This is a genomic window from Microbacterium sp. KR10-403, from assembly GCF_040196215.1.
Lineage (GTDB): Bacteria > Actinomycetota > Actinomycetes > Actinomycetales > Microbacteriaceae > Microbacterium.
The window spans coordinates 201,850-223,789 of sequence record NZ_JBEGDC010000007.1 but is presented as its reverse complement, the minus strand read 5'-3'; the positions used below and the strand labels follow the sequence as shown (position 1 = coordinate 223,789).

General features: G+C 69.7%; 23 protein-coding genes. 4 read left to right on the top strand and 19 right to left on the bottom strand.

All coding sequences use genetic code 11. The features are described 5' to 3' along the window. Window positions 1-18 precede the first annotated feature (18 nt). From ABMQ42_RS16830 to ABMQ42_RS16820, 3 genes are all read right to left on the bottom strand, one after another. On the bottom strand, window positions 19-864 hold the full coding sequence (locus ABMQ42_RS16830) for a methylenetetrahydrofolate reductase (protein WP_349724156.1): 846 nt from the start codon (window positions 862-864) through the stop codon (window positions 19-21). 19 nt (window positions 865-883) lie between these two features. Continuing rightward, window positions 884-1,777 (bottom strand): formyltetrahydrofolate deformylase, encoded by an 894-nt coding sequence (purU, locus tag ABMQ42_RS16825; protein ID WP_349724155.1) that lies wholly within the window; start codon window positions 1,775-1,777, stop codon window positions 884-886. A 137-nt stretch (window positions 1,778-1,914) separates the two neighbouring features. Continuing rightward, complete coding sequence (locus tag ABMQ42_RS16820; RefSeq protein WP_349724154.1) at window positions 1,915-3,090, bottom strand: sugar ABC transporter substrate-binding protein; 1,176 nt, start codon at window positions 3,088-3,090, stop codon at window positions 1,915-1,917. A 273-nt stretch (window positions 3,091-3,363) separates the two neighbouring features. Here ABMQ42_RS16820 and ABMQ42_RS16815 point away from each other — a divergent pair, with 273 nt between their 5' ends. Beyond that, window positions 3,364-3,744, top strand: coding sequence for a YciI family protein (locus ABMQ42_RS16815; protein ID WP_349724153.1), 381 nt, complete (start codon window positions 3,364-3,366; stop codon window positions 3,742-3,744). An 11-nt stretch (window positions 3,745-3,755) separates the two neighbouring features. On the opposite strand, the gene ABMQ42_RS16810 is transcribed toward ABMQ42_RS16815, so the two are convergent. The 10 genes from ABMQ42_RS16810 to ABMQ42_RS16765 form a co-directional block, all read right to left on the bottom strand. Next, window positions 3,756-4,058, bottom strand: a complete 303-nt coding sequence (locus tag ABMQ42_RS16810; RefSeq protein WP_349724152.1) for a hypothetical protein — start codon at window positions 4,056-4,058, stop codon at window positions 3,756-3,758. Further along, window positions 4,042-5,979: a C1 family peptidase gene (locus ABMQ42_RS16805; protein ID WP_349724151.1), complete on the bottom strand. Its 1,938-nt coding sequence runs from the start codon at window positions 5,977-5,979 to the stop codon at window positions 4,042-4,044. Before ABMQ42_RS16805 ends, ABMQ42_RS16810 begins: the two co-directional genes overlap by 17 nt. 114 nt (window positions 5,980-6,093) lie before the next feature. After that, window positions 6,094-7,110, bottom strand: a complete 1,017-nt coding sequence (locus ABMQ42_RS16800; protein WP_349724150.1) for a zinc-dependent alcohol dehydrogenase — start codon at window positions 7,108-7,110, stop codon at window positions 6,094-6,096. A gap of 72 nt (window positions 7,111-7,182) precedes the next feature. Next, complete coding sequence (locus tag ABMQ42_RS16795; protein ID WP_349724149.1) at window positions 7,183-8,355, bottom strand: ABC transporter permease; 1,173 nt, start codon at window positions 8,353-8,355, stop codon at window positions 7,183-7,185. Next, a complete protein-coding gene (locus ABMQ42_RS16790; protein ID WP_349724148.1) occupies window positions 8,352-9,053 on the bottom strand; it encodes an ABC transporter ATP-binding protein in 702 nt (233 codons plus the stop codon). The genes ABMQ42_RS16795 and ABMQ42_RS16790 overlap by 4 nt, the downstream gene beginning before the upstream one ends. Continuing rightward, window positions 9,053-10,108, bottom strand: coding sequence for an efflux RND transporter periplasmic adaptor subunit (locus ABMQ42_RS16785; protein WP_349724147.1), 1,056 nt, complete (start codon window positions 10,106-10,108; stop codon window positions 9,053-9,055). Before ABMQ42_RS16785 ends, ABMQ42_RS16790 begins: the two co-directional genes overlap by 1 nt. 127 nt (window positions 10,109-10,235) lie before the next feature. Further along, window positions 10,236-10,913, bottom strand: coding sequence for a response regulator (locus tag ABMQ42_RS16780; RefSeq protein WP_349724146.1), 678 nt, complete (start codon window positions 10,911-10,913; stop codon window positions 10,236-10,238). After that, entirely contained in the window at window positions 10,910-12,067 is a 1,158-nt protein-coding gene (locus tag ABMQ42_RS16775) for a sensor histidine kinase (protein ID WP_349724145.1), read from the bottom strand. The genes ABMQ42_RS16780 and ABMQ42_RS16775 overlap by 4 nt, the downstream gene beginning before the upstream one ends. Window positions 12,068-12,171: 104 nt before the next feature. Further along, the gene (locus tag ABMQ42_RS16770; protein WP_349724232.1) at window positions 12,172-13,569 is read right to left on the bottom strand and encodes an MFS transporter; all 1,398 of its coding nucleotides are present in this window, start codon (window positions 13,567-13,569) and stop codon (window positions 12,172-12,174) included. A 110-nt stretch (window positions 13,570-13,679) separates the two neighbouring features. Then, window positions 13,680-14,024 carry a DUF7882 family protein gene (locus ABMQ42_RS16765; RefSeq protein WP_349724144.1) on the bottom strand — a complete coding sequence of 115 codons (345 nt, stop codon included), beginning with the start codon at window positions 14,022-14,024 and terminating at the stop codon, window positions 13,680-13,682. 133 nt (window positions 14,025-14,157) lie between these two features. On the opposite strand from ABMQ42_RS16765, the gene ABMQ42_RS16760 reads away from it, so the two are divergent. Beyond that, window positions 14,158-14,517: a DUF7882 family protein gene (locus ABMQ42_RS16760; protein ID WP_349724143.1), complete on the top strand. Its 360-nt coding sequence runs from the start codon at window positions 14,158-14,160 to the stop codon at window positions 14,515-14,517. Window positions 14,518-14,549: 32 nt separating this feature from the next. Here the strand turns inward: ABMQ42_RS16760 and ABMQ42_RS16755 are convergent, their stop codons facing one another. The 6 genes from ABMQ42_RS16755 to ABMQ42_RS16730 all read right to left on the bottom strand — a co-directional run bounded on the left by ABMQ42_RS16755 (window position 14,550) and on the right by ABMQ42_RS16730 (window position 19,806). Continuing rightward, a complete protein-coding gene (locus tag ABMQ42_RS16755) occupies window positions 14,550-15,038 on the bottom strand; it encodes a DUF892 family protein (protein WP_349724142.1) in 489 nt (162 codons plus the stop codon). A gap of 151 nt (window positions 15,039-15,189) precedes the next feature. Then, window positions 15,190-15,951 carry an SDR family NAD(P)-dependent oxidoreductase gene (locus ABMQ42_RS16750; RefSeq protein ID WP_349724141.1) on the bottom strand — a complete coding sequence of 254 codons (762 nt, stop codon included), beginning with the start codon at window positions 15,949-15,951 and terminating at the stop codon, window positions 15,190-15,192. Window positions 15,952-15,961: 10 nt separating this feature from the next. After that, entirely contained in the window at window positions 15,962-16,966 is a 1,005-nt protein-coding gene (locus ABMQ42_RS16745) for a DUF2804 domain-containing protein (RefSeq protein WP_349724140.1), read from the bottom strand. Then, entirely contained in the window at window positions 16,963-18,219 is a 1,257-nt protein-coding gene (locus ABMQ42_RS16740; protein WP_349724139.1) for an MFS transporter, read from the bottom strand. The genes ABMQ42_RS16745 and ABMQ42_RS16740 overlap by 4 nt, the downstream gene beginning before the upstream one ends. A gap of 106 nt (window positions 18,220-18,325) precedes the next feature. Next, window positions 18,326-18,991 (bottom strand): histidine phosphatase family protein, encoded by a 666-nt coding sequence (locus tag ABMQ42_RS16735; RefSeq protein ID WP_349724138.1) that lies wholly within the window; start codon window positions 18,989-18,991, stop codon window positions 18,326-18,328. Window positions 18,992-19,005: 14 nt separating this feature from the next. Next, a complete protein-coding gene (locus ABMQ42_RS16730; protein WP_349724137.1) occupies window positions 19,006-19,806 on the bottom strand; it encodes a siderophore-interacting protein in 801 nt (266 codons plus the stop codon). A 72-nt stretch (window positions 19,807-19,878) separates the two neighbouring features. On the opposite strand from ABMQ42_RS16730, the gene ABMQ42_RS16725 reads away from it, so the two are divergent. Continuing rightward, window positions 19,879-20,298: an SIP domain-containing protein gene (locus tag ABMQ42_RS16725; protein ID WP_349724136.1), complete on the top strand. Its 420-nt coding sequence runs from the start codon at window positions 19,879-19,881 to the stop codon at window positions 20,296-20,298. A gap of 157 nt (window positions 20,299-20,455) precedes the next feature. Further along, the gene (locus ABMQ42_RS16720) at window positions 20,456-21,895 is read left to right on the top strand and encodes an MFS transporter (protein WP_349724135.1); all 1,440 of its coding nucleotides are present in this window, start codon (window positions 20,456-20,458) and stop codon (window positions 21,893-21,895) included. The last annotated feature ends 45 nt before the right edge of the window (window positions 21,896-21,940 follow it).

Genomic DNA, 21,940 nt, shown 5'->3' with positions numbered 1-21,940 from the left:
GGAGGGGGGATGCGGTGGTCAGCGGTCGCGGAAGTCGTGGATCCACTGCGCCGTGGCGTGGAGCCCGCCGAAGGTATAGAAGTGCAGACGCACCTCGCCGTGTCGGGCGGGGTCATAGCCGTCGAAGAGGGCTGCGATCAGCCGGTCGGGTCCGGCGGTCCCGATGAGATTGGCCAGGGAGAATCCGTACTTCTTCACGATCATTGCGTTCGCACCGATCCCGAAGCGTCGGGCGAATCCCAGCAGCCGCTTCACGCCTGCGGGGCCGGGGATGCCGACCCGGATGGGGAGGTGGATGCCGGCATCCCGCACCTGCTCGATCCACCGCAGGACCGGCTCTTCGTCGAAGGTGAACTGCGTGATGATCGATCCCTCCAGCCCCTGCTCGGCCAGTGCCGCGGCCTTGGCACGCAGCGCATTCCAGAGCACGTCGCCGGAGATGTCGGGGTGTCCTTCCGGATATCCCGCGATGCTCACGTGCCGCACGCCGTACTCAGCCAGCACGCCCGTGCGGATGACGGCCTCGGAGTCGGGGTACGGGCCCGCGGGGGTCGCAGGGTCGCCGCCCACGCAGAAGACGGCGGAGGTGGCATCCACGTCCCGCAACGCCGCCAGATAGGTGTCGAGTTCGCCGCGGTCGTGCAGGCGACGGGCGGAGATATGGGGGACGGGGGAGAGCCCGGCCATGCGTACGGCTCGAGCGGCGGTCGTGCGCATGGCGAGGTCTTCGTTGCCGAGGAACGTCACGTTCACGCGGGTTCCCGACGGGAGGACCGGGACCGCGGCCTGCAGATCATCGACATCTTTGCCGGTCATCTCCAGCGAGAAGTCCGTGAGCAGATCGGTGCGGGTGGGAGTGGTCATGAGATGCCTTTCCGAGGGGTCAGAGGATGACGGTCTCTCGACCGTGGCGCATGATGCGGTCTTCGCAGTGCCAGGTGACGGCACGGGCGAGCACGGCACGTTCGACGTCGGCGCCGCGACGTTGCAGGTCGGCGGCGGTGTCCGCGTGGGTAACGCGGACGACGTCCTGCTCGATGATCGGGCCCTCGTCCAAGTCGGTCGTCACGTAGTGGGCCGTGGCGCCGATGAGTTTTACGCCGCGCTCCTTCGCCTTGCGATACGGTCCCGCGCCGATGAAAGCGGGGAGGAAGGAGTGGTGGATGTTGATCACCGGCACCCCGACGCGTTCGAGGAAGTCCGGCGAGAGGATCTGCATGTAGCGCGCGAGCACGATGAGATCGACGTTCCCGGCGAGCAGGTCGACGATGCGGTGCTCGGCGGCCGACTTGTCGGGGCCGGACGAGGGGACGTGGAAGAACGGGATGCCGAAGAATCGCACGTCTTCGGCCGTCGTCGAATGGTTGGAGACGACCATGGAGATCGTCATCGGGATTTCTCCCCGGCGCTGTCGCCAGAGCAGGTCGAGCAGGCAATGGTCGCTGGTCGACGCGAGGATCGCCACGCGCTTGACTGCGGATCGCTCGTGGAGATGCCAGGCCAGCCCGAGCCCGTCGAGTGCGGTGTGCAACGACTGCTCCACCGCCGGACGCTCGGCGGCGAGCTCGTCGAGATGGAAGACGGCGCGTTGGAAGAATCGGTCCGCGACGTGGTCGGTGTACTGGTCGAGCGAGATGATGTTGGCTCCCCTGTCGGTGAGCGCGCCCGATACCGCGTGGACCAGCCCGGGCCGATCGTCGCCTTCCACGAGCAGTACGGCGTCGTCGTGCTGTGGATCCGCCGGCTGCCTCGTCGCTCGCGGTGCAGTGATCGTCATGGACATCGTCGCCTCATCTCCTCATCCTCGAGTTTCAGATGACTGAAAGAATAGCAGACGACTTAGAAAGCGAGAAGACCGCGCATGAAGGACGGGATCGCAGGCGCAGCACCTGCGATCCCGTCCTGTGGAGTCGGTCAGTCGGCCTGCCAGAGCGTCGCGAACCGGTCCGGGAAGTCCGTCGGGCCGAACCACTCACCGGAGGCCTGTGCGTCGTCGGTCAGCGTGATGTCGCCGATGTTGTCACGGGTGAACAGTCGCTCGGGGATGGTGTACTCGGGGATCGCGTCACCCGCGACCATGCGCAGCGCGGCGTCGGCGTCGATCCACCCGTTGAAGGTCGAGGCGTCGGCGACGGCTGCGTACAGGAAGTTCTTCGCCGCCAGCTGCTTCAGGCCACCCAGAGTCGTCGCGCCGGTGAGCCCCTTGGTGTCGGTGGCGCGGCCCGCCTGCTGCGCCCCGGCCTGTGTGACCTGCAGGTACTGCTCGAACTGCGACCAGACGTATCCGGTGTCGGGATTCTTCAGCAGCGCCGAACTCGTCGACGAGGGGATCTGCGAGAAGTTCGACGCGGTGATCTCGTTGATCACCACGGTGCATCCTGGGCATTCCTGACCCAGGAGCTTCTGCCCTCCGGCAAAGTAGCGCTTCGGTGCCGGGCCGTCGACGCTCACGTTCGCGAGGACCGTGCCCTTCCCCTCGGAATCAAGGGCGACCCATGCGGCGAGAGCCGTCGCGCCGCCGTCGCCGGCTTCGACCGCGTAGCTGAGGGTGTCGGATGCAGGGTGGCCGTCGGCGGGTCCCTGGTTCGTGTTCAGTACCGAGATGCCGGCGGCCTGGGCCTTGTCGAAGGCATTCGCGGCGAGGTCGTAGTAGATCGCGTCGGAGACGATCGCGGCGGCATGCGCCGCGACGGCCTGGTTGATGCAGGCGCTGATCGTGGTGGGGGTGCCCCCGCCGTCGCATGCCTGCAGTTTCGCGCCGAGAATGGTCAGCGCGTCCTTGAGGCCCGCCTGGACGATGGCGAATTTCGGCGCCTGTGCCGTGATCGGGATGTAGAAGACGGTCTTCCCCTTCAATGCCGTCGGGTTCGATACGGCCTCAGTGGGTACGGGGTAGGAGTCTCCTGCCTTCATGAAGTCCGCGACCTGCTGTTCGAGGTCGGAGCTGGCGGCGGATGGTGACGTCGCGCCCTTCGTGGGTGACGCCGTGCTTCCTGAAGAGCAGCCGACGAGGAGGAGGGCTGAGACGGTCGCGATGCCCGCCGTCGCCCAGAGCCGCCGTCGGGTGCGGCCTGCGGATGCTGTGTTCACTGGGTTCGCTCCTTTGCGAGAAAGGGGGAGTGACGCACGCGCAGTGCTGCCGTGCCGGTCCGCATCGATGCGGAATCGTCCCCCGGATCGTGCGCGACATCCTATGCGATTGTTTCAGGTGACTGCAATAGTGCTGGCTACTCATTCGAGTGAGATCCGGGTCTAGTGTCGTATCCGAGCATCGCCGTTCGTGGACATGATGAGCGACCCCGTTCGGGTCGCCGCCGCCGGAGGGCCGCGAGCCGGCTCTCGTCCCGATGAGAGGAGACGACAATGCCGAAGTACCTGATCGCATTCAACGACGAGTGGGTGCCGCCGCAGACGCCCGAAGAGCTGCGCCGCAAGAGTGAGACGTCGAACGCGGTGCTCGAGGAGATGAAGGATGCCGGGGTCTTCCTCTTCGCGGACGGCGGCATCGACGCTTCGACCGCGGTCTGCAGCGTCGTGAACAAGGACGGCGCGCCCGTCTTCACCGACGGGCCGTTCGTCGAGACCAAGGAGCACCTCGGCGGGTTCACCGTCATCGAAGTGCCCGACGACGAGACCGCCCGCTACTGGGCCGGGCGGCTGGCCGTCTGTCTGGACTGGCCGCAGGAGATGCACCGGTTCCCATCGGGCGTCACCGAGATCGTCGACCGGCAGGCCGCCGACTGACGCTCACACGGTCAGCCCGCTGCCACGACCCGCACCGTGACCACGTGCCGCTCGCGCACCTCGCCGCCCACCCGGGTGAGAGCGAGGTCGACCACGGCGACTCCGGGTTCGAGCGCGTCGATCTGCAGCTCGCGCGGGTAGCTGCCCTGACCCGGCGACGGGTCGGGCGGCGGCACGCCGACCGTGCGGACGGCGACGGCCGCGGCATCCACTGTCACTTCCACCAGCCAGCGATAGCCCTGACTGCCCGCGCCGGTGATCGGGGCGCGGAAGTGCTCGCCGACCGCCAGCGTGATCTCAGAGGGAAGAGCCAATGACCACTCCGTCGTGCCATCCGGTGCCGTCACGCCAGAAGTGCTGCATCTTTCCATCATGCCGCCGCGCGACCACCTCGAGGTTGAAACCGAAGCTGCCCTGCACCAGCGCGAGCACGCGTTCGATGCCGGTGCCGAACGTCGCCGTCGCACGCCACACGCCGAGCGCGTCGCGCCACCAGTGCTGCATGACGCCCGATGCCAGCGTGACGATCAGTTCATAATTGCCCGAGGCGAACTCGTCTGTACGCCCGAACTGTCCCTCGATCATGACCGGTGCGGTGCGGCATCCACTCGCGAACGTCGCCGTCGCCGACCACGCCCACGTCGTCCCGTCGGCGCGGTGCCAGTGCTGCAGCGTGCCGTCGGCGCGCAGGCAGACGAGCTCGAGGTCGCCCTTCGTCGTCTGGATGAGGCTCGGCCCCGCCTCGCGCACATCGCTGCCGAACACCGGTCCCGCATGCCATCCGCCGCCGTCGCGCCACCAGTGCTGCATGCGGCCCGACGCGAGCCCTGCCACGACCTCGAAGTTCGCGCCGTAGCTGCTCTGCACGAAGCCGGGCGTGCCCAGCGCATCGGTCGGGCCGAACGTGGCCCCGTCGTTCCAGGTGCCGTGCGTCTGATCGAACCACCAGTGCCGCAGGCGCCCCGCGCTCGACGCGTAGATCATCTCGAAGTTGCGGTTGTAGGTGGTGCCAGTGGCGGTGGGCTCTGACGCGGCATCATTCGAGAATCCGGATGCCGCGGCCCACGGCAGCGCGCCGTTGCCGTTGTCGCGCCACCAGTGCGCGATGCCGCCGCCCGGCGCGTGCACGAACAGCTCGAAGTTGTCGTGGTTCGCGCCGTCGCCGCTCTCGAACATGGCGCCATTGTGACCGAACCGCTTCGCCCACGGGTCGGGGTTGGTGCCGCGCAGCCCGTACATCTCGTTGGTGTCGATGCCGATCTGGCCGTACCCGATCCAGCCGTAGCCGTGGTCGCCCCACGAATCGCCCCATGAGTTGCGGATGAGCCATGCCTTCTTGCTGTCGTCGTACCCGACGACGTCGACCACGTGCGTGCCGTTCGATCTCTGGTTGGGTGCTGCCGTGTAGACCGTGGTGATGTCGCTGTAGCCGTAGAAGTCGTCGTAGATCGTGATGGAGCTGGCGACGGTCGGTCCGACCTTCCAGATCCAGTTCTTCATGTCGTCGACGTGGCTGAGCGTCGTGTACGCGGGGATCTTCACCGTCCGTCCGCTGCGGTCGAAGGTCGTCGTGGCGGTCGTGTGCTGGGTCGACCCCGTGCCGCAGTCGGTCGGCGCAGGAACCCAGTACGCGTCATTGTGCGTGGCGGGGAACGGCCACGGGATGCACCCGGGGTCGGCCTGCCCGTTGGTCCCCACCCAGTTGAGGGTGTTGCGCGCGTCGCCGCACTGGCCGACGACGACCGTCAGCCCGCGGACGACGTCGCCCTCCGACCGCGGCGCCCACGTGCAGTGCTCGATGCGCGTCATCGCCTCGATGATGCCGGTGGGGGCGAAGATCCAGCAGTGCTCCGACGCGAACTGGTCGCGCGTGCGCGTGAACATCGGCCAGCCGTTGTACGTGCGCCAGTCGACGGCCGACGGGCGCACCGTCGGTGCCGGCGTGGCCGCGGGCGGTGTCGGCACAGGCCGGGGCGGACGCAGCTCGGCGATCTGCGCGGGTGACAGGTGCAGCGAGAGCTCGCGGGCGCTCGGCCGCTCAGCCACGAGCTTCAGCACATCGATGCGGTGCGCGGGATCCGCGTGCTTCGGCGGCGGTCCGCCGAGCAGCCGGCGCACGAGGGGTCGGTCGTCGGGGATCGCAGGGAGCACCCGCCATCCCAGGTCGTGCTCGGCGATCAGCGCGCGGACGTCACCGTAGGTCTTCAGCCGTGGGCTCGGCGTCTTCTCGGACATGAGGTACTCCCGAGGGTCGGATGCCACACACCGGGCATCGCCCACTGGGAAGAGCAGTCGGCGAGACGGCGTGATACCGGCGCGCCGACCGCTCTCATGCCGTCGCTGACCCGATCACTCGAAGGTGACGACCACCTTGTCGGCGGCACCCGGGGTCTTGGCGAGTTCGAGCGCCTCGAGTGCCCGGTCGAACGGCAGCACGTCGCTGACGATCTGCGCGTACTTGTCGGGGCTGGCGATGATCGCGTCGGTGACCTCGAAGATCTCGGTGGGGTAGCCCATCGACATGCGGATGTCGATCTCGGTCTGCAGCAGCGTGCCGAAGTCGACCTCCACCGGCTTCTTGTGCACGGCGGGGATCGTCAGCACCGCGCGGTTCTTCGCCGCCGCGAAGACCGTCTCGACGACGCTGGCCACGCCGGCCGCGTCGATGTAGACGTCGGTCGCCGCGCGCGTGCCGTGGCCGAGGGCATCGGGCACTCCGCCCTGCAGCTCGATGAGCCGCGCCACGACGTCCTCGTTGCGCGAGTCGATCACCGCGTCGGCGCCGATGGCCAGCGCCTTCTCGAGGCGACCCGGGATGATGTCGACGAGCGTCACGTGGGCGACGCCCTTCGACTTCAGACTGAGCAGGGCGCCGAGGCCGATGGGCCCTGCGCCGAAGACCACGGCCCGGTCACCCGCCTTCGCGCCCGAGCGGTTGACCGCGTGGTGCGCGACGGCCATCGGCTCGTTGAGGGCGGCCACCTGCCACGGGATGTCGTTCGGGATGACGCGCAGCTGGACGCCGGGCTCGAAGTCCTTCACGACCACGAACGGGGTGAGGGCGCCCTGAGCGCCGCCGCTGCCGAGCAGCCCGTCGGTGAAGCGCATGGTGTCGATCACCACGTGGTCGCCGACGGCGATACCGGTGACATCCGCTCCGATCTCGACCACCTCGGCGGCGGGCTCGTGGCCGAGCGGCGTCGCACCCTGGCGGGGCGGGATACCGCCCACGTGCGAGTAGAAGACGTCCGATCCGCAGATGCCGCACGCTCTGATCGCGAGCAGCACGTCGTTCGCGCCGACTGCCGGGGTCTCGACATCCACCCACTCGTTCCGGTCCGGTCCGGTCACCTGCACCGATTTCATGGTCTTCCTCTCGCGAATTACCGATCGGGAATCACGCTAACACCGCCATCGATGAGCGTGATCAGAGATCCGCTACTCGTACCGCAGCGCCTCCACCGGGGCCATCCGTGCCGCGGTCCGGGCCGGGCCCACGCCGAACACGATGCCGACGAGAGCGCTGAACACGAGCCCGACCACGACCACCCACCCGGCGATCGCGAACGTCAGGCCGCCGATCAGCGACACGACCCAGGCGATGAGGGCGCCCAGGCCGATGCCCAGGATTCCGCCGATCACCGACAGCACCACGGCCTCGACGAGGAACTGGGCGAGGATCGTGCGCCGTTTGGCGCCGATCGCCCGGCGCACCCCGATCTCGCGGGTGCGCTCGCGCACCGAGACCAGCATGATGTTCATGATCCCGATGCCGCCCACCAGCAGGCTGATCGAGGCGATGCCGCCCAGCAGCAGCTGCAGGATGCCCATCACCGAGTTCAGCGAGTCGAGGATGTCGGCCTGGTTGGTCACCGTGAAGTCGGCGTCGTCGGCGTCGGAGATGTCGTGCCGCTCAAGCAGCACGCGCGTGACGCTGTCGACGAGCCCGTCGACGTCGGCGTCGGAGGTGGTGACCACCGTGATCGACGAGACGTCGGGCGCCGGGGCGAACATCGTGCGGGCGGCCTCCTGCGTGATGTAGACGCTGCTGCCGCCGAACCCGGCGAAGCCGGTCTGCGCCTGCAGCACCCCGACGACGGTGAACGTGCGCCCTTCGAGGGTGATCGCGGCTCCGACGTCGTTCGCCGACAGGCCGAGCGAATCGGCGGCGTCGGCGTCGAGCACGACGGAGCGCGTGGCGCGCAGCGACGCTCCCTCGGGCAGGAAGCTGCCGGCGGCCAGATCGATCGACGTCGTCGCCGGGTAGTCGGCCGAGACGCCCTGGATCGTGAAGGTCGCCGACGTCGATCCGTGCGTGGCCGTGCCCTGGGTCGTCACCCCGGTGGCGACCGCGGCGACCCCGTCGATGCCCTCGAGGGCCTCGGCGTCGCCGTCGGTGAGCGTGCCGCCGGCGCTCGCCGAGATCGACACGTTGTTGCCGCCGAGCGAGTTCAACGACGACGAGATGCCGGTGCTCGCGCTCTGCACGATCGACACGAGCCCGACGAGCGCGCCCACGCCGATGACGACCCCGAGGATCGTCAGCGCCGACCGCGTCTTGTTCGCCCAGATGCGGCTCAGCGACAGGCGGATGATGCCGGCGAAGTTCATGCGGGCACCTCCGCGACGGCATCCCGCTCGTCTTCGGTGATCAGGCCGTCGTGGACGTGGATGCGGCGCTGGGCCTGGGCCGCCACGTCGAGGTCGTGCGTGATGAGCACGATCGTGCGCCCCTCCTCGTGGATCTCGTGCATGATGCGCATGACCTCGGCGCCGGACGCGCTGTCCAGGGCGCCGGTGGGCTCGTCGGCGAGGATGATGCGCGGGTCGGCGACCAGCGCCCGCGCGATCGCGACGCGCTGCTGCTGCCCGCCCGAGAGCCGGTTCGGTGTGAAGCGGGCGCGCTCGCCGAGGCCGAGCCGCTCAAGCAGCTCGAGTGCCCGCACCCGGGCCTCGGCGGGGCGCGCCCCGGCGTAGAGCAGGGGAGCGGCGACGTTGTCGACGGCCGAGGTCTGCGGCAGCAGGTTGAACTGCTGGAAGACGAAGCCGATCGTGCGCAGCCGCAGCTCGGTGAGCGCGTTGTCGCCGAGCTCGTCGACGTCGTGCCCGTCGATGACGACCGAACCGGTCGTGGGCCGGTCGAGGCAGCCGATCATGTTCATCAGCGTCGACTTGCCCGACCCGCTGGGCCCCACGATCGCGACGAACTCGCCCTCGTCGACGTCGAGATCGACGCCCCCGAGCGCGACGGTGACCTCGTCGCCGGTGAGGTATTCGCGGCGCACGCCGCGCAGGCTGAGAACCGGCATCACTGCCCCGATCCGGGGCCGGGGAAGCCGGGGGTCACCGTGGAGCTGCTGCCGGCGGCCGCGGTGCCGGTGACGACCTCGTCGCCCGCCGACAGGCCGCTCGTGATCTCGGCCGTGCTGTCGCCGATGAGCCCGACGGTGACGTCGACGGTGCGAGTCGTGCCCGCGGCATCCCTCACCGTGACGGTGTACGTGCCGTCGGAGGCCTCGTCGAGCGCCTGCACCGGCACCGCCAGCACGTTCTCGGCGCGCTCGACGTCGATGGTCATCTGCACGCTCATGCCCACGCGCAGGCCCTTGGGCTCGTCGCCGATGGTCGCGACGACGGGGAAGTCGGTGACCGACGACGACACGGCGCCGGTCGCGCCGGCGGATGCGGTGGTGGATGCCGCGGCCCCGATGCTCTGCACGGTGCCGGCGGCTTCGGCCGACAGGCCGTCGAACGAGAACGCCACCTTCTGCTTGGTCGCGACGTGGGCGATGTCGTACTCGGAGATGTCGGCGGCCACGCGCACGCCGTCGGTCGACAGTGTGAACAGCGTGCCGCTCGCGGTCGCGCCCTTGTAGGCGTCGACCGTGCGGACGACGCCGTCGCGGGGCGCGGTGATCGTCGTGCTCTCGCCGGAGGCGTCTTCGACGACGGCGAGGTGATCGCCCTTGTCGACGCTGTCGCCGACGGCGACCTCGACGCTCTTCACGGTCACGGCGGCGCCGGTCGTCGGCGTCTGCGTCTGCGATGCGGTGACACCGTCGACGCTCGCGACGCTCCAGCTGTCGTCGGCGCCGATCGCGAGCACACGGGCGTCGACGACGCTGCCGGTGCCCTGCGCCGTGCGGGTCACCGTCTGCACCTCGGCCTTCGCGGTGAGGTAACCGGCGCTCGCGTCGCGCGGGGCGAACAGGGCCGGCAGGGCGAGGGCCGCGACGACCACGACGACGAGTGCGCCGACGATCCACGGCCAGACGCGGCGGCGCTTCTTCACGGCGCGCGGCGCCGGCGGGGCCGCGGCGGGCTCGGCGGGGGTCAATGTCGAAGGGGCGGGTGACGGGTCCACGGGGGTCCTCTCTGAGAGCGTGCTTCCAGCCTCGCGAACAGGGCCGCGCCGCACATCCGGCACCGGGTTGATCTTCGCCTGCCGCGATCGCGGTATGCGCGATGCCCTCGGGGGCGGGATGTCGCGGTCAGTCCGCGGCGCCGGGGGTGACCAGCCCCGACTCGTACGCCCAGACCACGAGCTGCGCCCGGTCGTGGGCCGTGAGCTTGGCCATGATCCGGTTGACATGCGTCTTCGCTGTGGCGGGGGAGATGAACAGGAGCCCGGCGATGTCGTCGTTCGACAGGCCCCGCGCGACGAGGGTGAGGATCTCGGCCTCGCGCGGGGTGAGCGCGTCGAGCAGCAGGCGGTCGGCCGCGCTCAGCGCCACGGTGCGCGGGCCGTCGAGATACCGGGTGATCAGCGCGCGGGTCGCGTTCGGCGACAGCAGCGCCTCGCCGGCGTGCACGCAGCGGATCGCATGGGTGATCTCGTCGGGCTCGGCGCCCTTGCCGATGAACCCGCTCGCACCGGCCCGGAGGGCCGCGAGCACGTTGTCGTCCTCTTCGAACGTCGTGAGGATCAGCACCCGCGTCTGCTCCAGCGCGGGGTCGGCACAGATGCGCTGCGTCGCGGCGATGCCGTCGAGCCGCGGCATCCGGATGTCCATCAGCACGACGTCGGGGCGCAGCTCGGTAGCCTGGCGGACGGCGCCTTCGCCGTCGGCGGCCTCGCCCACGACCTCGAGGTCGTCTTCGGCGCGGAGGATCTCGCGCACCGCCCCTCGGATGAGCACCTGGTCGTCGGCCAGCAGCACGCGGATCATGCCGGATGCCGCTTCGTCGGCGTGATCGGCAGGTCGGTCTGCAGGAGGAACCGGCCGTGCTCATGTGCGGTGCGCATGGTGCCGCGCACGCTGTCGACGCGTTCGCGCATGCCGATGAGGCCGTGACCGGAGGTCGTCGGGTCGGGCGCTGCGGCGGGGTTCACGACCTCGATGCGCAGGCCGCGGTCGTGGCGTTCGATCGTGAGCTCGGCGCGCGGCGCCGACCCGTGCTTGAGGGCGTTCGTGAGGGCCTCCTGCACGACGCGGTAGGCGACGACGCCCACGGCCGGCGGCACGTCGGCGATGTCGCCGGTGCGGTGCAACGCGACCTCGAGCCCCGACGAGCGGAAGCTGTCGGCGAGCCCCTCGACGTCGGCCAGACCCACGGTGGGCGCGTCGTGCAGGCCGTCGTCGGGCATGCGCAGCGTGGCGAGCAGGTCGCCGATCTCGCCGAGCACGGTCCGCGACGCGGTGCGGATGGTGGCCAGTGCGTCGCGCGCGACCTCGGGCCGGGTATCGAGCGCCGAGGTCGCCACGCCCGCGTTGAGGCTGATCACCGAGATCTGGTGGGCCACCGTGTCGTGCAGGTCGCGGGCGATGCGCAGCCGGTCTTCGGCGACGCGGCGGGATGCCTCGGCCTCGCGCGTCTGCTCGGCACGGATCGCGCGCTGCATGATCTCCTCGATGTACGCGCGGCGGGTGCGGACGGCGTCGCCCAGCGCGTCGGCGAACCCGAGGAAGACGACGACGAGCACCACGCCCGGGCCGAGCAGGTCCTGGTGCGAGAGTGCGACGCTCACCAGCAGGATGACCGCCGTCGCCGCCGAGATCCACATCGATCGGCGCCGGTCGGTGCCCACGACCACCGTGTAGAGGGCGATCGTGACGGCGACCGGCGCTCCGGGGACGAGCGGGAAGGTGAACAGGGCGACCGCGAAGCACACCACGCAGGCGATCAGCACGGAGCGCGGAAAGCGCCGGCGCACGAACATGAAGGCGACCGGTAGGAGGGCTGCGACCCAGCCGAGTGGCGTGCGCATCCCCGCGGGTTCGCGCATCGCCGGGATCGTCGAGAGCAGCACGAGGAAGGCCGCGCCCACGTCCCACGCCCACGCGGGGATCCGCGGGCGGGGTGGAGCACTCTCCCAGGTCACGCTTACAGCATGCCCGCGCACCGGCGCGATGTCATCCGCCGCGGGGCGCAGATGGGCATACCGCGGGTGCGGTACGCCTCGGTCGCCTGCGGACGTCCCTGCGCTCAGGCGGTCTTCGAGAGCGGGTCGGCGATGTCTTCCAGCGACTTGCGCTCGGCGTCCACGCCGAGGAAGACCTCGACGAGACCGGCCGCGATCATCAGGCCCGCACCGATGAAGTAGCCGACGGCGACCGCCGAGATCCCCTCCTCGACGAGAACGCCGAACAGCAGCGGGCCGATGATGCCGCCCAGACCCGTGCCGACCGCGTAGAAGAAGGCGATGGCCATGGCGCGGGTCTCCATCGGGAAGATCTCGCTGACGGTGAGATAGGCCGAACTCGCGCCCGCCGAGGCGAAGAAGAAGACGATGACCCAGCAGACGGTCAGCCACGTGGCATCCAGCACCCGCAGATCGAAGAGGATGCCGGTGGCCACCAGCAGAACGCCGCTGCCGATGTACGTCAGCGAGATCATGAAGCGACGACCGATGGAATCGAAGAAGCGGCCCAGCAGCAGCGGCCCCAGGAAATTGCCGATCGCGATCGGCACGAGCGACCAAGGGGCGATGTCGTCGGGCACCTTGAGCAGCTTCGTCAGGACGAGCGCATAGGTGAAGAAGACGGCGTTGTAGAGGAACGCCTGCCCGATGAACAGCGACAGCCCCAGCACGAAGCGCTTCGGGTACTTCGTGACCGCGACCCGGACGATCTCGCCGAAACCCGTCGAGCGGCGCTGATGGATCTCGATGGCCTTGTCATCGGGAACAGGGTCGAGGTCCTTCCCGGTCTGGTCTTCGACGGCCTTCTCGATGTCGGCGACTTCGGCTTCGGCATCCTCATCCCGACCGTGGATGAACATCCAGCGCGGCGACTCGGGGACATTGCGCCGAACGAGAAGGATCGTCAGCCCCAGCACCGCGCCGAGCCCGAAGGCGAGCCGCCAGCCGAGTTCGGCCGGGAAGATCGCGGTGTTCAGCAGGAAGACGGTGAGCACCGCACCGAAGGCCGTGCCCAGCCAGTACGACCCGTTGATCGCCAGATCGACGACGCCCCGCCGTCGGGCGGGGATCAACTCGTCGATCGCCGAGTTGATGGCGGCGTACTCGCCGCCGATGCCCGAGCCGGTGAAGAACCGGCAGATGAAGAAATACAGGGGCGAGAACGAGAACGCCGTGGCGACGGTGGCCGCCAGATACAGCCCCAGCGTGATCATGAAGAGCTTCTTGCGGCCGAAGCGGTCGGTCAGATAGCCGAAGAAGAGGGCGCCGACGCAGGCACCCGCGACATAGATCGCCGCGGCTTGGCCGACCTGCCCACTGCTCAGGCCGAGACCGCTGGACTTCTCGGTGAGGCGCCCGGCGATGGCGCCGACGATCGTGACCTCCAGCCCGTCGAGGATCCAGACGGTGCCCAGCCCCACGACCACGAGCCAGTGCCATCGGGCCCAGGGGAGCCGGTCCATGCGTGCCGGGATGGTCGTCGAGATCGTCCGCAACTCTGTCTGCGACATGACGTCAGAGTGCTCCACCCCGGCATGCACGGGAACGGCCTTGACAAGCGGCCGCCGACCGATCAGTGGTCGTCGCGGAGGTTCTCCTTGACGTCGTTCTTCGCGTGGACCGCGTCGGGCTCGGGCACGAGATGCAGTCCGGCTGTGCTGTTCGCGACCGTGGCAAGTGCCTCGAGCCATTCCTGGGAGAGCTGCGGCGACCGGCTGCCGTGGTACTTGAAGACGAGGGATGACGCGGCGTTCACCCAGACCGTGGTGCGCCCGTCGCCGACCGAGGCGACGTCACGCCAGGTGAAGGCGAACGACTCGTTGCGCCGCAGCTTGTCGAGGACCACGACCTGCAGATGGGCGAGTGCCCTGTCCTCGATCTCGACGCTCACGGACCCTTGATAGGTGAACCGGCCCACGGTGACCCCCTCTGCTCGGCCCCACGTCTGACGATATCGGGGACTGCGCCGCCGGAGAGGCAGGCGGACCCGGGCGGACCCGGAACAGGTCTGACGAGAGCTTCTGGCCTCTGGCGCGCATAGTGTTGGCCGCATGGGCACCATGTATTACGGCGGGCCGAGCACGCCCATCCACATCGAAGACAGAGCGCTCGCGCACCTGAAGGTCGTCATCGCCACCAAGCTGAGGCGCGGTGAGAGCTTCACGCTGTCGTGGCAGCATCCCGATGACGAGCCGCGCGGTCGCTCGACGATCTGGCTGCATGCGTCGATCCCCCTGCGCTTCGTGTTCGACGATCCCGAGCCCCCCGAGCTGAGTCGGGAATGGATCCATGATCTGGCGAACTCGGCGAACACCTCGGGCGGCATCCAACTCGTCGCGGAGCATCTCCACTCCGGGCCGGCGGCCGGCGAGGCGACCACGTCGGGGGGAAGCGTCGCGGACGACGCCTGAGCGGTGAGTCGCGGGATGTCGCGGTCGCGGCGTCACGCTCTCGCGTCGGCGAGCTCCTTGGCCTTGGCGACGAGCTCTTCGGTGGTGTGCTGCTCCTGATCGAGGTTCGCCGTCAGCAGGTGCACGACCCGCGGCGCCTCCAGGGTGCGGGCTGTGGCGACGAGGCTCTGGTAGACGGAGATCTCGTGGTGCTCGGTGTCGAGCGCGACCGAGACCGCGACGTCATCGCGCAGGACCGGATCCGCCCTTCGCAGGAGCGCGTGGCCCTCTGTGACCAGCCCCTTCGTCGCGAGCGAAGGCTCGTCGGTGAGCTCGAGACTCAGAGCGCGGGCGACCTCCTCCAGATTCTCGATCTGCTGCCGGGTCTCGCCGGCGTGATGCCGGAAGATCTCCTTGACGTCCTCCGAAGACGCCGCCTGCTCCAGGTCGGCCAGCATCTGGAGCGAATCGTTCTCCATGGTCATCGCCGATCCGAGTCGGTACGCGAACAAGTCCTGCGGCTTCTCGAAGCGATCGAACATCGCTGTTCCCTTCCGTCGACCGGTCGCGCACCACAGTGTCACGGCCGCTCGGCTCGTGCCTCCCCCTTGACAAGCGGGCGTGCGCGGCGGGCTTCTCCGCTGCGGGCGCCGCCGAGCCGAGCGCGGGTGCTCCGTCCGGAAGTCGCCGTCGTCAGCTGCGCAGGTACGACGCGCCGTTCAGATCGAGGATCGCCCCCGACGCCCATTGCGCTTCGGCGGAGGTGAGGTACACGATCGCCGCGGCGACCTCGTCGGGGGTGCCGACGCGGCCGAACGGGCTCTGCGCGCGCACGGCGTCACCGCCGTCACCGTCGAGCTTCGCCTGCTGCCGCTCGGTGCCGACGAAGCCGGGCGCGACGGTGGCCACCGCGATCTTGTGCGGTGCGAGCGCGACGGCCAGCGACTGTCCGAGCGCGTGCAGCCCCGCCTTGGCTGCGCCATAGGCAGGGAAGTCGGGCTCGCCGCGGAACGCCCCGCGCGAGCCCACATTGACGATGACGCCGGGTGCATCCCGGGCGATCAACGACCGGGCGAAGAGGTAGCTGAGGTTCGCCGGCGCGATGAGGTCGACGTCGACCATCTGCCGCCATGCGCCCTGCCACGCGTCGTAGTCGACGTCGGCGATGCGATGCTCGGTCGCCGCGCTCGGAGCCACGCCCGCATTGTTGACGAGCACATCGAGGTCGCCGAGCGCGGCCTCGGCCTCGGCGACGATGCGTTCGGCCTCGGCGGGGTCGGCCAGGTCTCCGCCGACGATCACATGCCCCTCGCCCGAGAGCAGGTGGAGAGTGGATGCCGCAGCCGCGGCATCCCGCCCGTAATGAACCGCGACCCGGTCACCGCGTCTGCTCAGCGCGATCGCGGTGGCCCGGCCGATGCCGCGCGAGGCGCCGGTGACGAGTGCGTGTGCCATGAAGACCCCCTCACCACCGATTGTGGACGTCTTCGGCCCAGCCCTCCAAGCCGGTCAGGTCGATCCATTCGCCGTCGTCGGCCTGCACGCGACCCGCGAACGTACCGAAGCAGTGGTTCGTGGTCGACCGGATGACGACGAAGTTCGTGTGCGCGTAGCGGTGGAAGAAGGGCGTGAACGTCAGATCGACGCGCTCGTTCGACAGGTGCCAGGGGGCGCTCCAGTCCGACGGGTCGAACTCCCAGCGCAGCGCGGTCGGGATCTTGTGCACCCGGCCGTCGACGGTCAGTCCGGTGTGCGAGATGCCGTTGCGCAGCCCCTCGGGACCGGATCCGCCCAGGTTGATGCCCAGGCGCCGACCCGCGGCATCCCTCCCGATCGCGCAGCCCCAGTTCCAGTCGGTGCGGTACGGGCCGCGGGAGCGGGCGTGGTCGAGGGCCGCGAATCCGGTCGCGTCGTGGACGACGCCGTCGACGGTGATCGTGCCCGTGACCGGGCGGTCGACGTCCTTCACCGTGTAGTCGACGAGCCTCCTACTGTGGGGCGACGCCAGCCCCATCGCCTCGTGCCCCGGCGGGATCTCGGCGGTCAGGTCGACCTGCACCCGATCGGTGCGCGCCTGCAGACGGGTGCCGGCATCCCCGTCCTCGAAGCGCAGCCACAGGCCTCGGCCGTGCGACTCGTTCACCCCGGTGCCGTGCGTGCCGGTCATCGAGACGCCGCGGCTGAGCGGTGAGATCTCGAAGCGGTCGATCTCGGTCATCGTCGCGCGCTCGAGCACCCAGAGCTGGCGCACCGTGGCGAAGTCGAGCGCCGCGATCGTCAGCCCGATGATGTGCGTCGGGGTGATGACGGCCCAGTACTCCCACCGCTTGTTGCGGCCCCATCCGTACCAGCCGTGGCCGATGCGGTCGGTGTCGTGCAGCTGGTGGCGCGTCCAGCCGATGGATGCCGCATCCAGCCGCCCGTTCGGGTGGACGAGCCGCACCCGGGTCGTGATCTCGTGATCGCTCATCGCACCGACTTGATCGGCAGCACCGACAGGGCGCCCAGCAGCGCGAAGACGATGCCGGCGGTGAACACGGCCACATAGCTGCCGGTCATCGCGATCAGCGCCCACACCACGAGCGGGGTGAGGGCCTGCGGCAGGGTCGTGGCGACGTTGAGGATGCCGAGGTCTTTCGCCGCGGCCGTCGCGGTGTCGCCCGAGCGGGGGAGCACCTCGGTCATGAGCGCCGCGTCGACGCTCAGGTAGATGCCGTAGCCGAGGCCGAACACGCCCGCGAGCGCGAACATGCCGCCCACCGTCGGGAAGATCAGCGGGATGACCAGGGCCGCCCCCATGATGACCGACGCGATGATGACGAACAGCTTGCGGCGGTCCAGCCGGTCGCTCATCTTGCCGGTGACGAACGCGGTGACCAGCGCACCGACGAGCATCACGGCCGTCAGGGGCGTGCTCAGCGCCGTCGAGGCGGCGTCGGAGACGCCGATGTAGTCGCGCAGGATGTAGAGGAGGTACGACTGCACGCTCTGGTACGCCAGGATCAGCAGGAACCGCCCGGCGAAAGCCCACCAGAAGTCGGGGTGCCGGCGCGGGCTCACCCAGAATCCGGAGAGGAACTCCTTCCACCGGAACGGCGGCACCGCCAGCTCGCGCGACGAGAAGTCGCGGTTGAACACCACGAACAGGATCGCGGCGACGAGGATGAACGCCCCGAACACCGGGTAGCCGACGCCGATGCTGTTCGCGAAGAACCCGGCGCCGGCAACGCCCAGGCCCATGCCGATGAACGCGCCCATCGCGAGCATGCCCGACGCCGCGCCGAAGCGCTCGCGCGGCAGACGGTCGGGCACGACCGCGGACTGGGCGGTGGCCAGGGCGTTGAGGGCCAGCGAGACGAGCAGGTAGAACAGCGTGATCGTCCACAGCTGTGTGGACGCCGACAGCATCACCATGAACACGGCGGCGGTGCCGGCGCCGAGGACGAGCCACGGTGTGCGTCGGCCGAAGCGGCTGCGGGTGCGGTCGGACAGCGCGCCGATCACGGGATGGATGATGATCGCGCCGATCGACGACACCGTCGAGACGATGGCGAGGTTGCCGACCTTGTGCGCAGCGTCGAGCTGCTGGATCTGGTCGGGGATGAAGATGACGATGAACCCCGCGTAGCAGGTCATCAGGGCGCCGTTCAGGATGAACAGCCAGGTCATCAGCCGTCGGTCGGCGGTGCGGGGCAGCGTCGGGGTGCCGGCGAGCGCGCTCATCGAGCTCCTTCTGCGCGGCAGCGTCGCCGCGATCGAACCTAGCGCCGTTCGGGTTTCGGCGTCGGGGACACTCTAGCCGGTCGGGCGATGAGCCGCGCCCATGGGTTCAGGCGTCGTCGACCGGCTCGCCGGTCGGGTCCTCCTCGTGCGCGGCGATCAGCTGCGGTCCGCCGGCGGGGTCGGGCGACCACTGCACGAGCTCCCAGCCGTGCTCGTCGCCCTCCAGCTCGACGACGGCGGTGTTGTGCAGCGGGGAGTGCTGCAGCACCGCGGGGTCGAGTCCGTGCACGCGCGCGGCGGACCACACGCGGATCGCCGCGCCGTGCGAGAACACGGCGACGCTCTCTCGGGCCAGCGTGGTGGCCTGCGCGATGCCGCGGTCGAAGCGGGTGAAGAAGGCCGTGCCGTCGAGCTCGGCCCCCGGCATCCGCACCGCCGTGTCTCCGCGCGCCCACGAGAACGCGGTCGAGACGTAGGCGTGCACCGCGTCCATGTCGTTGCGCATCTCCAACTCGGCCGCCTCGATCTCCTGCAGGCCGTCGATCACGACCGGCTGCAGGCCGCGCGCGGCGGCCAACGGCGCCGCGGTCTCACTCGTGCGGACCAGAGTCGACACCGCGACGGCATCCACCTCCCGATCACGCAGCGCCACGGGAACCGCCGCCGCCTGCCGGCGCCCCAGCGCAGTCAGCCCCGGGCCCGGTGCGTCGGTGTCGAGCCGCCCCGCGACGTTCGAAGGGGTCTGACCGTGGCGGATGAGGAAGAGGCGCATGCCTCCATCCTCGCCTACCCCGCGCGACCGACCTTCCAGTAGCCGGTGAACGAGATGCGCGACTTCGGCACGCCGGCCGCGACGAGGTGACGCCGGCTCTCGGCGACGAGGTGCTGCTCGCCGGCGAGGTAGGCGTGCAGCGTGTCGGCGTCGTCGGGGGTGTAACCCTGCACCTCTTCGAGCGCGAGCACGCCCGGTTGGTCGTGCGGATCGGAGCGGGGCAGCCAACGCACCTGCACGCCGACGGGGGCCTCGAGCTGCTGCTGATCGGCGGCGTCGGGCACCTCGATGATCGCCACGCCGGTGGTGTGGGGCGCCAGATCGCGCAGGATGCCGGCGATGGCGGGCAGCGCGGCCTCGTCGCCGACGAGGAACACCGACTCGGTGCCCTCCTTGGGGTCGAAGCCGCGGCCCTGGTCGATGAACACGACCTGCTCGCCGGGCTGTGCGCGCTGCGCCCAGGGACCCGCGATGCCGGTGTCGCCGTGAGCGACGAAGTCGATGTCGAGTTCGCCCGCGTCGGGCCGGTGCGCCCGGATGGTGTAGTTGCGGAACGGCGGTCGGGTGCCCGACTTGCTCGTCAGGTACTTCAGATAGCTGCCGAACGTGAAGTGCTCGGGCACCGCGTCGAAGTTCGTCTCGCCCTCGCTGCGCGGCAGGAAGAGCCGGAACCAGTGGTCGTATCCGCGTTGGGGGAGGCGGGTGAGGTCGTCGCCGCGCAGCGTCACACGCACCATGTGCGGGGTGATGCGCTCGGTACGGGCGACCTCGGCGCGGTAGAGGCCGGTGATCTTGCGGCCGTCGGCGAATCCCATTCGGCACCCTTCCGTCGTGGATATGGTTAGGCTAACCTATCTTTCACCGCGTGTGCACCCCCGGGAGACGTCATGACCGTTCCGATGACCGCCGTCGCGCCGCACTATCTTCTGGTCGGCGAGACGAGCGACATCCCGCTGCTGCGCACGATCGTCGAGCGTCTCCCCTTGGACGCCTACGGGCAGATCTTCGTCGAGGTGATCGGACATGGGCAGATCCAGGACTGGGATGTGCCCGAGAACATGACGCTCACCTGGCTGCGCCGCGACCTGAGCTCCCGTGCGTACGGCGGGGTGGCACTGCGCGGCGAGGTCGCCAGTCGTGCGGTCATGGCCTGGGTGTCGGAGTGGATCCCCGAGCGGAAGTCCGCACGCGATCTGCCGTACATCCTCTGGATCGGCTGCAGCGCGAACGATGAGGTCGACCGGCTCTACCACCACCTGCTCCATCGCTTCGAGAGGCTGCACCTGCATCACCCCGACTTCGGGTGAGGCGGATGCCGCGGGCTCACGCCGCGCCCTGGTCCGGCATCTCGATAGACTGGAGGTTCGCTCGGCGCAGTCAGCCGAGGCGGTCGGCAGCCGTCGCGCTCCCGGTCCGAGGCTCGAAACCTCCGGCATCCTTCATCAGACACCGGGGGTCTTCTCTTTGTCTTTCCGCACGTCCTCGTCCACCCGCTGGTGGGCTCTCATCGTCCTCGCCCTTACGCAGCTGGTCGTCGTTCTCGACGGCACCATCGTGAACATCGCCCTGCCGCAGGCGCAGACCGAGCTCGGCCTGTCTGACTCGCAGCGCCAATGGGTCGTCACCGCCTACGCGCTCGCGTTCGGCGCGCTGCTGCTGCTCGGCGGCCGCATCGCCGACTACTGGGGGCGCAAGCGCACCTACGTCGTCGGCATGATCGGCTTCGGCGCGGCATCCGCCTTCGGCGGGCTCGCACAGACCGGCGCCGAGCTCATCATCGCCCGCGGGCTGCAGGGCGCCTTCGCCGCGCTCCTGGCACCCGCCGCCCTCGCCCTGCTGACGGTGACGTTCCCGTCGGGCCGCGACCGCAACACCGCGTTCGCCGTGTTCGGCACCGTCGCGGGAGCAGGCGCCGCCGTCGGGCTCGTGCTCGGCGGCGTGCTCACCGAGTTCGCCGACTGGCGCTGGTGCCTGCTGGTCAACCTGTTCTTCGTCGCGGTCGGCCTCGTGGGCGCCTGGCTGTTCCTCACCGAGAGCCGAGCGCCCGGTGACAACAGGTACGACTGGCCGGGCGTCGTCACGGTGACGCTGGGCCTGGGCGGTCTCGTCTACGGGTTCAGTCTCGCCGAGAACGGCTGGGGTGACCCGCTGACGATCGGCTTCCTGGCCGTGGGCGTCGTGCTGCTGGCGCTGTTCGTCTGGATCGAGTCGCGCGTCGCCCAGCCGCTGCTGCCGCTGCGCATCGTCACCCACTCCGCCCGCGGCGGAGCGTTCCTCATCCAGGCCGTCGCCGGCAGCGTCATGATCGGCGCCACCCTGTACCTGACGTTCCACCTGCAGATCGTGCTCGGCATGTCGGCGCTGTGGGCGGGCGTGGCCAGCCTGCCGTTGCCGCTGGCCACGATGGTGACGGCCCCGTTCGCGACGAAGATGCTCGCGAAGACCGGGCCTCGCCCGCTGCTGATCGCCGGCCCCCTGATCGTGGCGGCCGCGCTGCTGTACCTGTCGCGCATCACGGCCGACGGGGCGTACGCCGTCGAGGTGCTGCCGGCCCTCGTCGTGATGGGTGCGGGCATGGGCTTCATCTTCGTGCCGTTGCAGAATCTCGCCCTGCTCGGCGTCGCGCCGCACGACGCGGGAGCGGCCTCTGCGACGGCGAACTCGGCGATGCAGATCGGCGGATCCATCGGCCTCTCGGTCTTCACCGCCGTGTACGCCGCCTCGCTGGGCGGCATCGACCATGGAGCAGTGGATGCCGCAGCCCTGACCTCGGCCTACGGTGCCACGTTCGTCGCGGCTGCCGTCGGCATGGTCGTCGCCGCGGCCATCGCGATCGGGCTGGTGCGAGGCCGCAAGACCGAGCTGATGCCGACGGGGGATGCCGCGGCCGTGCACGTCGGCTGAGGCGCGGCCGCCGCGGGCGGGGGATGGCGACGGCCGCATCGCTGT